This is a genomic window from Moheibacter sp., from assembly GCF_049672845.1.
GTDB lineage: Bacteria > Bacteroidota > Bacteroidia > Flavobacteriales > Weeksellaceae > Moheibacter.
In genome coordinates this window covers 45,138-60,538 of the sequence record NZ_JBATWT010000023.1, presented here as the reverse complement: position 1 = coordinate 60,538, position 15,401 = coordinate 45,138, and the positions used below count along the sequence as shown (strand labels likewise).

Annotated in this window: 10 protein-coding genes; 4 read left to right on the top strand and 6 right to left on the bottom strand. The window is 39.8% G+C overall.

Features of this window, described 5'->3' with window-relative positions:
• Positions 1-17: 17 nt before the first annotated feature.
• The 5 genes from WBF63_RS07920 to WBF63_RS07900 are packed head-to-tail and all read right to left on the bottom strand — an operon-like array spanning position 18 to position 4,989.
• Complete coding sequence (locus WBF63_RS07920; RefSeq protein ID WP_424369171.1) at positions 18-1,028, bottom strand: VWA domain-containing protein; 1,011 nt, start codon at positions 1,026-1,028, stop codon at positions 18-20.
• Positions 1,028-2,044: a VWA domain-containing protein gene (locus WBF63_RS07915; protein WP_424369170.1), complete on the bottom strand. Its 1,017-nt coding sequence runs from the start codon at positions 2,042-2,044 to the stop codon at positions 1,028-1,030. Before WBF63_RS07915 ends, WBF63_RS07920 begins: the two co-directional genes overlap by 1 nt.
• The gene (locus WBF63_RS07910) at positions 2,044-3,066 is read right to left on the bottom strand and encodes a hypothetical protein (RefSeq protein ID WP_424369169.1); all 1,023 of its coding nucleotides are present in this window, start codon (positions 3,064-3,066) and stop codon (positions 2,044-2,046) included. Before WBF63_RS07910 ends, WBF63_RS07915 begins: the two co-directional genes overlap by 1 nt.
• Entirely contained in the window at positions 3,063-3,938 is an 876-nt protein-coding gene (locus WBF63_RS07905; RefSeq protein WP_424369168.1) for a DUF58 domain-containing protein, read from the bottom strand. The genes WBF63_RS07910 and WBF63_RS07905 overlap by 4 nt, the downstream gene beginning before the upstream one ends.
• Positions 3,939-3,984: 46 nt before the next feature.
• On the bottom strand, positions 3,985-4,989 hold the full coding sequence (locus tag WBF63_RS07900; protein ID WP_424369167.1) for an AAA family ATPase: 1,005 nt from the start codon (positions 4,987-4,989) through the stop codon (positions 3,985-3,987).
• A gap of 278 nt (positions 4,990-5,267) precedes the next feature.
• On the opposite strand from WBF63_RS07900, the gene WBF63_RS07895 reads away from it, so the two are divergent.
• From WBF63_RS07895 to WBF63_RS07880, 4 genes are all read left to right on the top strand, one after another.
• Positions 5,268-6,680 carry a helix-turn-helix domain-containing protein gene (locus WBF63_RS07895; protein WP_424369166.1) on the top strand — a complete coding sequence of 471 codons (1,413 nt, stop codon included), beginning with the start codon at positions 5,268-5,270 and terminating at the stop codon, positions 6,678-6,680.
• Complete coding sequence (locus WBF63_RS07890) at positions 6,680-7,807, top strand: tetratricopeptide repeat protein (RefSeq protein ID WP_424369165.1); 1,128 nt, start codon at positions 6,680-6,682, stop codon at positions 7,805-7,807. Before WBF63_RS07895 ends, WBF63_RS07890 begins: the two co-directional genes overlap by 1 nt.
• Positions 7,808-7,979: 172 nt before the next feature.
• Positions 7,980-10,814 (top strand): GEVED domain-containing protein, encoded by a 2,835-nt coding sequence (locus tag WBF63_RS07885; RefSeq protein ID WP_424369164.1) that lies wholly within the window; start codon positions 7,980-7,982, stop codon positions 10,812-10,814.
• 297 nt (positions 10,815-11,111) lie between these two features.
• Positions 11,112-13,034, top strand: coding sequence for a GEVED domain-containing protein (locus WBF63_RS07880; protein WP_424369163.1), 1,923 nt, complete (start codon positions 11,112-11,114; stop codon positions 13,032-13,034).
• A gap of 233 nt (positions 13,035-13,267) precedes the next feature.
• On the opposite strand, the gene WBF63_RS07875 is transcribed toward WBF63_RS07880, so the two are convergent.
• Positions 13,268-15,373 carry a prolyl oligopeptidase family serine peptidase gene (locus tag WBF63_RS07875; RefSeq protein ID WP_424369162.1) on the bottom strand — a complete coding sequence of 702 codons (2,106 nt, stop codon included), beginning with the start codon at positions 15,371-15,373 and terminating at the stop codon, positions 13,268-13,270.
• Between the last annotated feature and the right edge of the window lie 28 nt (positions 15,374-15,401).

The following is a 15,401-nucleotide window of genomic DNA, read 5'->3' as shown; positions in this document are numbered from 1 at the left end:
GCATTGTTGGGACAAAACTATTGCTTTTTGTTGTTAAAAAGTTTATGGTCAGTTGTTAAAGTATCTATAAAAATAAAAAGAAGTGCAATGGCCAAAAAGACCTGATAAATGTGTTTTTTGTCCTTGCTCATCGCCATATCCTGAACTTCTTTGTCGAGCGTATTCAAATAACCGTGCAATTGTTCTAACGACTGGCTGGTCTGATTTACTCTGATGTATATTCCCGAAGTCGATTTGGCAAGTGATTGCATGGAATTTTCCACTAGTTTTGAAATAACGGTTTCGCCGTATCGGTCAAGTTTAAATGTTTCAAACGGACCTTCTTTAACCGGAATGGGACCTCCGTTTTTGGTTCCGATTCCCATAGTGACGATATGGATATTTTTATTTTTGGCTAAATCTAAGGCTTTGGAAACGCTGTTTTCATTGTCTTCTCCGTCTGAAAGAATTACCAAAAGTTTTCCTGTGGTGGGCGCATTTTCAAACATTTCGGCTGCTTTGGAAATAACCGCCGAATAACTGGTTCCCTGTTGCGAAATCAACTCCGGACTTGCGCTACTGATGTATGACTGAATGGCACTGTAATCGTTCGTAAGTGGCGAAATCGAATAAGCATCGGCGGCAAAAACAATCAGTCCCACGCGGTCGCCGCCCAATCTTCCCACCGATTCGGAAATGATTTTTTTGGCGCGTTCCAGTCGGCTTGGCACCACATCTTCGGCATTCATACTACTGGATAAATCCAAGGCATAAATCACATCGACTCCTTCGCGTTTTATTTTGACTTCTTCTTCTCCGAACAACGGATCCATAAGCGCCAGCGAGGCAAAAAGAAATCCTGCTGCGATGAGAATGACTCTAAACCAGTAAGATGCATTGGATTCAGTCGGAAATAATTGAGGAATAAGTGGAGAATCTGCAAATTTTTCACGGGTTTTGATTCGCCAGTTATAGACATAAATCGCCAGCCCGATTAAAACCGGAATAAAAATGAGCCAAATACTTTTTTCAGGTTGCGCCCAATCCATCAGGTCAGTTCTTTAAAAATGGTTTTACGTAAAATTAATTCCAAACTCAGCAAAGCCAGTGCCCACGCCAAATATTTCCCGAATAGTTCGGTGTAATTATAATATTTTATTTCGTTGATTTCCGTTTTTTCCATTTGATCGATTTGGTTGTAAATTTCTTCCAGAGATTCATTGTCCGTCGCCCGGAAATATTCGCCGCCCGTATTGGAAGCAATATACCGCAGTAGGTTTTCATCGATTTCCACAGGTTCCATGGTAAAAATCAATTCTTGTGTAAAAGGATCGTACTGCGTCGGGAAAGGCGCTCTTCCGTTGGTTCCTACGCCAATTGTATAAACTTTAATGTCTTTATTTACAGCGATTTGGGTTGCGTCTTGTGGTGAAACATAAAGCAAATCATTTCGATAATCAATGGATTCTACACCATCTGTAATCAGAATGATGATTTTACTTGCTGCCTTGCTGTCGGCAAGGTGATTAATCGCGGTCGCCAACCCAACACCAATTGCAGTTCCGTCTTCCAATTCGCGGGTTTTTAACTTTCTGATTTCATCGATTAAAACCCTGTGGTCGGTTGTCAGCGGAACTTTTGCGATGGCTTCGCCCGAATAAGCAACCAAACCAATCCTGTCGGTGGGACGGGCAATTGAGAAATCCTCAGCAACTTCTTTGAGGGCTTCCAGACGGTCGGGTTTTAAATCCCGCGCCAGCATACTGAGCGAAGTGTCCACCACCATCAGAATGTCCACGCCTTTGTCGGACTTTACTGTTGAAGTCATTTCTACCATTTGCGGTCGTGCAAGTGCAATGACAATCAAGAAAATGGCCGCCAGACGCATCAGATATAGCATAGGCTTTAACTTACCCAGAAAACTGTCGGTGGTTTCAAAGGGTTTGAGCGAAGACATTTTCAGGGCAGAATCCGGCTTTTTTCTTTTAATCCGAAGGAAAATCAACAACGGAATCAAAAGAAGCAATAACAGCATCCAAGGATTTTGAAATTCAAAACTTCCCATCAGGTTATTTTTCTATATTTTTCATTGGGCCGTAATTCCTGAACGGTTTCGTCTTCCAGCTCCAATGGTTTTGTTTTTTCAATCAATTCTTCCACCCATTTACGATAAAATCCGTGTTTTTCCTTTTCGGGAACGGCTTTGGCATATTTTGCCAGATCTGAATCATATAAAAACTGTTTCAGATTATCGACTTCCGATTTTTCAAGATGAGTGGATTTCCTGAAATAATCAATTAAATCGTCGGATAATAATTCAAGCGAAGAGAAATGAAAAACCCTTCCCAAATAGCGTCTCAAAACATAAGACAATTCAGAATAGTAAGGATTAAATTGTTCTTTTGCCAGATAATTCTTTTTATCAATTGCCTTCAGCGCAACTTTGGCTTCATCATAAGGTGTTTTGGGCGTTTTGGCCAATATGTCTTTTCGTTTTTTATCGCGGAGAAACAATATCGCTACAATCAGGAGAATGAGGAAAATCAATGCGCCTACGGCGAAATAAATCCAGTATTTGTCCCAATAATCTTTCCAGGTATATTCCTCCTCCATAATGGGTTTAATGGGAAATCCGGCAAGATTTGCCGAATCGATTACCACTTCATCCACTTTGATTTGAAATGAACTTGAAAGCAAAGTGTCATTGTCCACCACAACGGGAAGGGAACGAATCAGAAATTCGCCGGGATCAAAACTCGTCAAGATCAGATGTTGTACAAGCTTTTTCTTTTCGCCGTCCAGAAGCGTATCAATTTTCTGTTCCAAAACTTCAATATGGAAGCTGAGCGTATCCTGAACATCGGGCAAAATCACTTGTTTGTTGGGCGGAACCGGAACCGTCAGCGAATACTGAATAGGCTCCCCGATTTTGATGTGTGCTGTATCAATTTTGGTTTCAATCTGTGCCGATAAGAAAATAGAAAACAGAAAATAGAAAACAGCCATCAAAATCCATCTTCCAACTTTCCATACCCCACATTTGTCACCCTGAGCTTGTCGAAGGGCATCATCGATTAACCTCATCATTTTACCGAATGTTTTTTAAAATAATTCAACAAAGGTTTGATGTAGTCTTCATCTGCTCTGATGGTCAGATTACCTGCTCCGGCAAGATTGAACCGCTGGTTGTATTCGTAAGCCAGTCGGTCGTAATAATTTTTATATTGTTTTCTAACGAAAGGAGAAGAGGTGTTGATGCTTTTCTTTTCACCGGTTTCATTGTCGATCATATTGACCAAACCGATATCCGGGATTTCGGTTTCTTTTTCGTCGTAAATTCTGATGCCGGTAATATCGTGTTTTTTGGCTGCTATTTTCAGGTTTTTCAGATAATCAGTTTCGTCAATGAAGTCTGAAAGCATAAAAACATTGGCTTTTCTTTTAAAAGTATCCATCAGAAAACGCAGGGCACCTGCCAAATTATTTCCTGAATTTTTGGGTTCGTGATTGACCAGTTCACGGATGATTCTCAAAACGTGTTTTTTTCCTTTTTTCGGAGGAATGAACAATTCGATTTCGTCAGAAAAAAGAATCAAACCCACTTTGTCATTGTATGTAATCGCCGAAAAAGCGAGGGTAGCACAGATTTCGGCCACAGTATCGGCCTTGAATTGTTTGCGCGTTCCGAAGTTTTGGGAAGCGCTCACATCGACCATCAAAACCATCGTCAGCTCCCGTTCTTCTTCAAAAACTTTTACATAAGGTTCGTTGAAATGTGCGGTTTTGTTCCAGTCAATATTTCGGACATCATCGCCATATTGGTAAGGCCTGATTTCGGAAAAAATCATTCCACGGCCTTTGAACGAACTCTGGTATTCGCCCATAAAGAAATTATTGGCTTTTCGCCGGCTTTTCAGCTCAATTCTTTTGACCTTTTTGATGATTTCTTTGGTGTCCAACTGGAAATTTAAAAGTTTAAGGTTTAATGTTCAAAGTTGTGGAAGTTTAAGGAATCGGAATGGCATTTAAAATTTCGTCGATGATTTTATCAGTCGAAATATTTTCTGCCTCTGCCTCATAACTCAATCCAATTCTGTGTCGAAGTACTTCCTTGCTCATTGCGCGTACATCTTCGGGGATCACATAAGCTCTTCTTCTCAAAAATGCATACGCACGTGCTGCCAACGCAAGATTGATGCTTCCGCGCGGTGAAGCCCCGAAGGAAATCAGCGGTGAAAGTTTGGAGAGGTTATATTCCTCGGGAAACCTTGTGGCCGAAACGATGTCGAGAATATATCGCTCGATTTTTTCGTCCATATAAACTTTCTTTACAATGCTTCGCGCTTTCAAAATCTCCTGCAAATCGATTACTTTTTCAACTTCCGGAAATGTTTCGTCAATGCTGTTTCGTAAAACCAGTTTTTCAGCTTCGCGGTTGGGATAAGTAATGACGGTTTTGAGCATAAAACGATCCACCTGCGCTTCGGGCAGCGGATAAGTTCCTTCCTGTTCCACCGGATTTTGAGTGGCAAGTACAAGAAAAGGATTTTCAAGTTTATAGGTTTCATCGCCGATTGTCACTTGTTTTTCCTGCATGGATTCAAGCAGTGCCGACTGCACTTTTGCGGGCGAACGGTTGATCTCGTCTGCCAGAACGAAATTGGCAAAAATGGGTCCTTTTTTTATTTTGAAATCGTTTTCCTTGATGTTGTAAATCAGCGTACCGACGACGTCTGCCGGAAGCAAGTCAGGCGTAAACTGAATTCGGGAAAAAGAACCGCTCACGGCTTCTGAAAGGGTTTTGATGGCGAGTGTTTTGGCCAGACCGGGAACGCCTTCCAGTAAAATATGTCCGTTTGAAAGAAGCCCTATGAGCAGGCTTTCAATCATTTTTTCCTGTCCGATTACTTTTTTGTTGATTTCGTTGGAAAGCCGGTAGATGATCTGGCTTTCTTTTTCAATTTCTTCACTGACTTGTTGAATGTCAAATGAGGTCAGTTCGTTCTGCATCTTGTTTGATTTAAGCACGCTAATTTGCGCATTTTATGAATTCCTTTGCGCTAATTTATTGGTAGAATTATGTTAAAGTTTGTTAAGGTGTAATTTTTTACAAAGATATATCAAATCGGATTGAGTTATTCTAAACCAAATCAATATGAATTTCATTAAAAAATTTTAAAATATGAATTTTAATCCGCTTTCTGAGTTTAAAAAAGCGGTATAAATTATACTGACATTTCAGTTTAAAACATTGAAAATACTATCTTTGTTTTGCATAACCTAATCAGATGTTTCAACTGCGTTTCATTATAATTATCCTTTTTCCGGGTTGGTTTGTTTTTGCTCAAACCGAATCGGAGAAGCTTTTGGAACAAGCTGAGACAATCGTTCATTATGATCCTGTAGAGGCCAATCGAATTTCGGAACATATTCTCAAAATAAGCAAAGACGACAATGCTATTGCAGGCCCGCTTTATGTACAGGCGGTTTCATTTTATGTGATGGGAAAGCATGGTCAGGCACTGGAATCAGGATTTGCAGCTAAAGACAAAGCAAGAGAAGCGGGTAATTCTGAAATTGAAAATAAAAGTACGGAACTCATTGGCAGAACCCTTAAGTTTCTTAATCTGAATGTCCCGGAAAATCTCCGACCCAAAAAACAGGAGGACATTGAGCCGGCTTTTCTGGCCGAAGATTTAATCCGAAAGGCAAATGAAAGTCTGGTTCGGAATGAGAAAGATTCAGTTTTCTACTACATCGAAAAGGCCAAAGATGCCTTTATATCACCTTCTCCGGGCTGGACGACGGCGCTTTACCTGAAACTAAAGGGAGAATATTATTTCAAACAAAAACAATTGGATTCCTCGGTTACAAATTACCGTAAAGCACTTAAAATCACTCAGAAAATAAAGAATCCTATTATTTTACGGGAACTCAATCAAAAACTAGCCAGTAGTTACCTTGCGATGGATAGTATTTCAAAGTTTCAGGAATATACTCAGCTTGCTCAAAACCTGACGCCTGAAATATCTAAAAAGGAAAACGAAGCTTCAAATTCTGCGCATATGCTCGTCAGTAAAGATCTGGACGAACATTATGAAAAGCTTTCAAAGACTTATCAGACTGCACTTTATGTTGTGTGCGGATTGTGTTTTCTGGCCATTCTGATTAAAATAATTTTCTATTTCCGTAACCGGAATAAACTCAGAATGTATCAGAATCTCTTTGATTATTTCAACCGTCAGAAAACGAGTGAAGTTGTTGTGAAAACGGAAACAAAAGAAGAAAAGCCGGAGGTGCAGAAAACGCCTGTATTGCTAAAGGAAAGTGAAAATCAAATTTTATTGGGACTTGAAAAGTTTGAGGCGAGCAGGAAATTTACCAATAAAGATATGTCATTGGGAATGCTGGCGGCACAATTGAATACAAATACCAAATACCTTTCTGATGTTATCAATCGTCAGAAACACAAAAATTTTAATTCCTATATTAACGAACTGAGAATTAATTATATAACTGAAAAAATTAAAAACGACCCCAATTACCTGAATTTCAAAGTAAGTTATCTGGCAGAAGAATGTGGCTTTTCATCACACAGTACGTTCACAACGGTATTTAAATCCATTGTGGGGGTTTCACCAATCATGTTTGTGGAGTTTGTGAGGGATGAGGTAAAAAAGGAAAAACTGGAACTTGTATAATGAAAACAGCAGCGAAATATAAGTCCGGTTTATTAGTTGTGATGGCGTTTTTTGTTTTACAAAATGCTTATAGTCAGCAAGATGACGACAGTTTGTATGAAGTTGCGGTTATCAGCGTATATGACAACCCCGATCGCGCCATTGAACTCGCCGGGAAAATTTTTGACAATAATCATGCAAATCCCGAAAGACAGATTCAGGCACTTCTGGTTTTGTCAAATGCCTATGCCTCCAAGCGTGATTATGAAAAATCGCTTGAGTATGCTTTGAAAACCAATGAAATCAACAAAAAGCTCGATAATCCCAAACTTAAGCTGGACATTCTCAATAAAATAGCCGCTCAGTATCACGAACTTGGGGTAAACGAAAAGGCACTTCAGGTTTTGGATGAAGCAGATCTGATTGCCAAAAATTATCCGGTACAGGATTCGATATGGTTTACAATGGGAAATAACTTTGCAATCCGTGGATTTATCTACCGCGAACAGTTGAGTTGCGACATTGCCATTGATTATCTGAACCGTGCCTATAATTCTTATCTGAAAGTCCCTCAAAGTACCAAAAGTTGGGCAAATCGCAGTGTAACCACTTATAATAAAGGAAATTGCTTCATTTCACTTAATCAGCTCGATTCAGCCAAAATCAGTTTTCTGGACGCCAGAGCATTAGCCGAAAAATCCAAAGCCAAAAGTCTGATGGCTTTTGCCCAAAAAGGACTTGCCGAAGTTTATACGCTTGAAGGCCGCTACGAAGAAGCAATTTCTGAACTGGAAAACGCAAGGAATTTGACAAAAGAGGTCGGTGATTTGGTTTTGAACCGCGGAATTTTTAAAGGTTTATCGGAAAATTATCTTGCCCTGAAGGACTGGAATAATTATCATATTTATGATGAGGAATATGTGAAGACCGAGCAACAGATTAAACATAATGAAAGGAAAACCATTAATAATCTTCTTCAGAATTATTCGGACGAAACAAGTAAAAAAGAAGATGATCTGAAATGGAGATACGGTGCAGGAGTTCTGATCGGTCTCTTGGTATTTCTACTGGTTCTGGCCAGTATAATTTGGGGTGAAATCAAGTTTCAAAAGATGTTCAGCCGCCTCAAATCCCAGATAAAATTCTAAAATCAGTTTTCTTTCAAAAAACAGAAAAAACCATATAAACACTTGTTTATCTGTATTTTGTAAATTAATTATTTCTTTGGATTTTCACGAATTTCAAAAGATAAATAATTGATAACTTTATCCCATTCATATAACAAAAGGTATTTTTGCCTTTATAAACTAATAAAAACAAATGAGGAACATTTATTTACTAACACTCAAATCGGCCTTTTTATTGGCCATTCTTTTTGGCGGTCTTTCGTATGGACAGCTTTATGTCATTGCTCCGGAAAACATCAATGCAAAAGATGTTTCTGATAACGGAGTTGTTACAATCTCTTCTACTGCTGAAAATTTCATGTGGACAGAAGCCGGAGGACTTGTAACTATCAACACAATTTCAAACGGTTATTCGAATGCTGGAAATCCAAAGGTTTCCAATGACGGAACCAAAATATCGGCAACGGTGACCAATCCCGCTACCAATCTTAATGAGGTCGGAGTTTATGATGTTGCTACTGGAACCTGGACTTATCTGGGTGGAATCGGAGGACAGTCAGATGGATCTTCTGCTTCTGCATGGGGCCTTTCCGGAGATGGTTCAACTATAGTGGGACTGGGCTGGGTGAACGCCGGTTCAGCACATGCTATCAAAAGAACGGTGGCCGGTGGCATGGTTGACATGGGAAGCACAGTTGCAGGAAGCAGCTCAAGAGCTAATGATGTAAGCTTTGACGGTAGTGTGATTGTAGGATGGCAGGATTCTGACATCGGATACAGACAAGGAGCTATCTGGGATGCAGACGGAAACCAAACTTTAATTTTTGATAATAATGGATTTGAAGTTGATGAAGCTTCAGCAGTTTCTGACGACGGACAATGGGTTGTAGGAGGTGGATATGAAAACCAGGCATGGATTTGGAACGAAACTTCCGGTCTTCTGGCAATTCCACATCCGAATTCAGGAATGTTTTTCAGAGGAGCTTCAACAGCAGTAAACCAGGACGGTAGTGTAGTAGTTGGATATTACAGAGCATGGCCGGGACCTGCAGCATTCGGAGAAGGTTTCATCTGGACAGAAGCTAACGGAAGAGTTGCTTTGAATGATTATGTGGACGGATTGGGAATTGACCGTCAGGGCGTTTCTCTGAATCTTCCATTAGGAATCTCTCCTGACGGAACAATGATCGTTGGAAACGGTATCAATGCCAGCAATACCATTGTTGCATTTATGGTAAAACTACCAGGCGCGACAGGAGACTGTGAAGCGGTTGATGTACCTTATTATCAGGATTTCGAAACAGCTGTTGCCCCTGATATGCCCGAATGTACAAGCATTGAAAATGCGGGAACAGGAAACGACTGGGAAACTTATACCGGAACAGACGGTGATTTCTCTGGTACTTATCTGCGTTACAGATGGAATGCATCTAACAGCGCAAATGCATGGTTCTATACACAAGGAATTAACCTGACAGCAGGAACAGATTATAAAATTACTTATGACTACGGAACAGAAAGTGCGGGAACTTTCCCTGAAAATCTGAAAGTAGCTTATGGAACATCTGCAGAACACACTGCAATGACAACTGTTCTGGCAGACCATCCGGGTATTGCAACATCTGAAGACGCAATTACCAACGAAGTAATTTTCACGCCTGACACTGACGGAGTTTACTATTTCGGATTTAATAGCTATTCAGCTGCAAATATGTTCTATTTGTATGTGGACAACATTAAAGTTGAACTGGCATCAGACGAACCGGGAGAGGATTACTGTGAACCCGTACTGGATTGTACAGACGGTGATTTGATTACGAATGTAACTTTTGAAGGAATCAATAACGATACAGACTGTAGCCAGAACGGATACGGAAACTATACAGATCAGTCTGCAAATGTTGTGGCTGGAGAAGCTTATCCGATTTCTGTTACAGTAGGAGACGGATGGGCATATGAGTCAGTTTCAGTATGGATTGACTATGACAACAGCTATACATTTGATGAAAACGAATTTACCTACATCGGAACCGGATCAGCAGGTCCTGTTACGGGCACCGTTTCAATCCCTGCCGATGTTGCAGAAGGTTCTTACCGAATGAGAGTAAGAGTTGCGGCAGTTGGTGAAGGAACCGCTACCTGGGATATGGCTTGTGATGAAGATCAGGGTTATGGCGAGACAGAAGATTATACTGTAATCGTAGGTGAAGGTTCTACAGGAGACGGTTGTTCACAAGAATTTGCAGGTGAAACTCACAACGGTGCAGGATTCATTCATTCCTCAACTGCGCATTATATTGTTGCAAACGATGTAGTAGTGGAAGGAGGAACTCAGTTCACATTTGAGAAAATAACGCTTCAGGTAGTTTCACTTGGCGGAACTCCTACAACTTTTGATGTTGCAGTTTATGAAGACGAGGATGGAAGTGTTGGAAATCAGATTGGAACAACACAGGAAGCAATTACTGCTGTTGTAACACCAAACGGAACTTTTGGAAGCACATCTTATCCACAGTGGACAGTTGAATTAACATTGCCAACTTCAGTTATTCTGACAAGCAACGGCTCTGAGGATGCACATTACTGGATCGGGGTTTCAGGTGCACCTGATTCAACCAACGCAAACGTTTACTGGGTATCTTACCTGTATACAGAAAATCCGGATTCTTACCCAAGCTGGCAATCTCCTGACGGAGGCGCTTCATGGGCTGTGTTTACAGATGACAACGGTGCAAACATTGAGGGTATGATGTTGGTAGAAGGTACTTGTGAAACACTTGGATTAAGCGATATGACATCTTTTGACTTTGCTTACTATCCAAACCCTGTGAAAGATGTTCTAAACATCACTTCAGATAAAACGATTGAGAGTCTTTCAGTTTTCAATCTTGCAGGACAAGAGGTGTTGAGCAACACGAAAGTTTCAAACGGACAGGTAAATATTTCCGCTTTGCCGGCAGGAGTTTATGTTTTCAAAGCAAGACTTCAGGGCGGACAGGTAGAAACATTCAAAATCATAAAAAAATAAAATCATTAGAGGTTTTAGTTAGAGTTAATTGAGAGTAAGAGAGGTGTCTGAATAGGCACCTCTTTTTATTTTTAATGCTTTTATACAAGATTTCACAAACCAGGATTCAGATGTTTTGAAATTTTTATTATAATGAAAATTTTAAAACATAAAATACTGAATTTTAACTATTTACAGCTCTGTTCTTTTATAAACTTTTGTTCGTTTTTTCCCGAATTTCAAAAGGGTTTTTCTTTGATGGTTATAATGATGAATTTACTTTCGCATAAATATTATAACTAATACACAAAAAAACAGATGAAAAAATTTTTATGCAGTTTGATGTTGTTTATCGGAATTTACGGTTTCTCACAAGTCCAGTATAATTTACTTGAAGGATTTGGAATGGCTATTTATGACATAAACAATGAAGGTAAGGCAGTACACGGAAACGGTTACTATGATTTTATTTCAAACACTTCTAATACGTCGGAATCAGGAGTGGCCGAAACAAAATCAATTAATAATGCCGATCAGATTCTTGGGGTTTATAACGGCACACCGGCCTATCGCAATGAAGGTGTCTGGACAGAATTTGCCAACATGGACAGTAATTATGAGTATACACTTTATGACATTTCTGAAAATGGAATTTATGCGGTGGGACAAACCTCCAATGATGCTTTTGAGTCATGGCCTTTTATTTACAATATTCAGACGCAGACTTTAACAGTTCTTTCGAGTGATTTGTATGAATATGGCGCAGCATATGGTGTCAATAATGACGGAATTGCAGTTGGCTGGATGGATGATCTGCCTACAGGAACATTGAGAATGCCGGCCTATTTTTCAGAAGATGGGACCATCAGCCTGATTTCTGAAGCAGGAGGTGAAGCAAGTTCAATAAGCGATAATAATATCATCGTCGGAGGAATTAACGGTGCGCCTTTTGTATTTGATATTGCAACAGAAGAATTGACATCTGTTGGATTTCCTGAAGGTACTTTATCTGCAACATTCAGTGATATTTCAGAAACAGGAGTCATCATCGGATATGGTACACTTCCCGGATTTTTAAGACAACCATTAATCTATCATCCTTCACTTGGCGATGAAGCCCTTGCGCTGGCTGATGTTCTGGCTCAGTTCGGGATAGATGCTTCAACTATGGTCGGAACTGCTTACAGAATTTCTTCAGACGGAAATTATATTTGCGGATGGGGTGACGGTCCGGCATTCATGGCACCGGGATGGGCTGTATTCTTTGATGATATGTTGTTAATGGAATCTGAGTGCTCGCTGGAATGTCCTTTAAACATCGTAGTGGATGCAGAATTAGGAGAAGCAGAAGTTGTAGTGTACTATGAAATTACATTCAGCTGTGATGGTGAAACACCCGAAGGAACCGAAATCATTTTGGTAAACGGACTGCCTTCTGGCTCCGCTTTCCCACTGGGAACTACTACTATTTATCATGAACTAAGAGATGGTGATGGAAATGTTATGGACTCTTGTAGCTTTACAGTGACTGTAAATGATGCATATTGTAATGTTACTTATGAATTCTATACCGAGCCGATTACTTATGTTGAATTTGCAGGAATCGAAAATAATTCTTCAGCTGAACTAGGCACAACCCCATTCAACGAATATTTCCTTGATATCGAAGGCACTGTAAATCAGGGAGGGTCTTATCCAATTGCTTTGGAAGGAAACACAGGCGGAAACTACATCAATTACTTTACTGTGTTCATCGACTGGAACCAGGATGGTGATTTTAATGATGCCAATGAAACTTATCCGATTGGTTCAATTTCAAACTCTACAGGAGCAGACGGACAGCAGGCTACAGGTACAATTGAAGTTCCTGCAGATGCTACTATCGGTCAGACACGAATGAGAGTTGTTAAAAATTATGATGTATCTCCAACCAATCCATGTGGAGAGTACCAATATGGACAAACAGAAGACTATACGCTGAACATTGGAGAACTGGGAATCGGAGATATTAATACTTCATCCTTCAGCTATTATCCAAATCCTGTAACAGATATCTTGAATATTTCTTCTGACAAAGCGGTTAGAGCCATAAACGTTTACAATATGGCAGGTCAGCTGGTTAGCAGCCTTAAAACCTCTTCCAATCAGATCAATCTAAGCGCATTGCCCGGTGGTGTATATGTAATCAAAGCCGAACTGGAAGGAGGTGTAGCTAAAATTTTCAAAGTTGTAAAAAAATAACAGATATAGAGTTTTTTAGAGAGTTAATTGAGTTTTTTGAGGCGCCGGATTATTCTGGCGCTTCTTTTTTTATGGGTTTCAAAAAAAATTCCCGATAAACGATTAAATGAATCGTCAACTGACTAATTCCAATTCACTAAATGTCCTCATGCTTTCTTTTCAGAATGCTTAAACGACCCAATTAAAAAATGCCCTGCTTTTGACAGGGCATTTTTATTTAGTTAAGAATGGAATTATAATTTCACACCCATATTATAAAGCGTAAAGGCAAATTTATCAGCAGCTTCGTTGATAATCGCTTCAGTCGATTTCCCTGCACCATGTCCGGCTTTTGTATCGATCCTGATCATCACAGGATTTTTACATCCTTGTTTATCCTGAAGTTCCGCTGCAAATTTATAACTGTGCGCCGGAACTACACGGTCATCGTGATCACCAGTAGTTACCATCGTCGCAGGATAACAAACGCCTTTTTTCACATTGTGTACAGGCGAATAAGCATTCAGATAATCAAACATTTCTTTGTTGTCATTGGCAGTTCCATAATCATAAGCCCAACCTGCCCCGGCCGTAAACGTATGATAACGAAGCATATCCAAAACTCCCACTGCCGGTAATGCAACTTTGGCCACATCCGGTTTCATCGTGATTGTCGCTCCTACCAGAAGTCCACCGTTTGAACCACCCGAAAGTGCCAGATATTCCGTTGAGGTATATTTTTCCTGTTTCAAATATTCAGCCGCCGCAATGAAATCCTTGAAAACATTCAGTTTGTTTAATTGACGTCCGCCGTCATGCCATTTCTTACCGTATTCGCCGCCGCCACGCAGATTCGGAACGGCATAAATTCCGCCGTTGTCCATCCAAACCGCATTTGTAACGCTGAATCCCGGTGTCAGGCTGATGTTAAATCCGCCATAACCATAAAGAATTGTTGGATTTTTTCCGTCCAATTTGATTCCTTTTTTATACGAAATCATCATCGGAACTTTTGTACCGTCATGCGAAGTATAGAAAACCTGTTTGGATTCATAATCATCCGCATTAAATTTAATCGCCGGTTTCATATAAAGATTTGATTTTCCGCTTTCTACATCATAATCATAAATCGTTCCCGGCGTCACATAATTACTGAATGAATAATAAATTTTCTTTTCTTCTTTTTTCCCTGAGAATCCGCTCGCAGAACCCTGTCCCGGAAGTTTAATTTCTCGGATCATTTTACCCGAATGGTTATATTGCTGAACCACATCCAAAGCATCTTTCATATAGTGTGCAAAAAGATATCCGCCTGCCGTTGAAATATTCAGAACATTTTCAGTTTCCGGAATTACATTAACCCAATTGGCAGGTTTCGGATTTTTGATATTGACCTTTACCAGACGATTGTTGGGCGCATTCATATTGGTCAAAAGAAATAATTCATCTCCCTGATTATCAACAAAATCGGTTGAAGTATCAAAATTATCCAAAATCTGAACAATCGCTGAATTTGGTTTCGTCAAGTCCTGAATGTACAATTCATTTCCGGTAGTGGAAACAGCCGTAGAAATCACCAAAAAGCGCTGATCTTCGGTTACACCGCCACCAATGTATCTTCTTGGCGTTTTATCACCACCAAAAACCAACACATCATCGCTTTGCTGGGTGTTCATTTTATGGAAAAAAAGTTTGTGTTTGTCAGTCATTTCAGACAATTCACTTCCTTTTGGTTTGTCATAACTTGAATAATAGAAACCTTCGTTTCCTTTCCAAGAAATTCCACTGAATTTCACATCGCGGATGGTATCACCGATTTGTTTTTTATCGGCCGTTTTCATGATGATGACTTTCCGCCAGTCAGAACCTCCCTCCGAAATCTGATACGCGCAAAGCGAACCGTCTTTGGTAAAACTTACACCTGCCAGTGAAGTCGTTCCGTCTTTTGAAAATTTATTGGGATCAATGAAAACCTCTTCTTTACCATTCTTTCCTTTCCGATAAAGCACGTAGTGCTGCTGCAATCCATCGTTTTTGTAATAATAGGTAAAATCACCTTCCTGGAAAGGCGCCGAAATCTTTTCGTAATTCCATAAATCGGTCAATTGTTTGTTTAATTTATCCCGAAACGGAATTTCGTCCAGATAACTGAATGTCGTTTTGTTCTGAGCTTCCACCCAGTTTTTTGTTTCTGACGCTAAATCATCTTCCAGCCAACGATACGGATCTTCTACTTTTACGCCAAAAAATTCATCGACCTGATTTCCTTTTTTTGTCTTCGGATATTCTCCTTTAAAATCCTGTGCCATAAGACTCATCGCTAAACTCATATTTACTAAAATGAGAAACTTTTTTTTCATGTTATTTTGCTTTGATAAACGAATTATT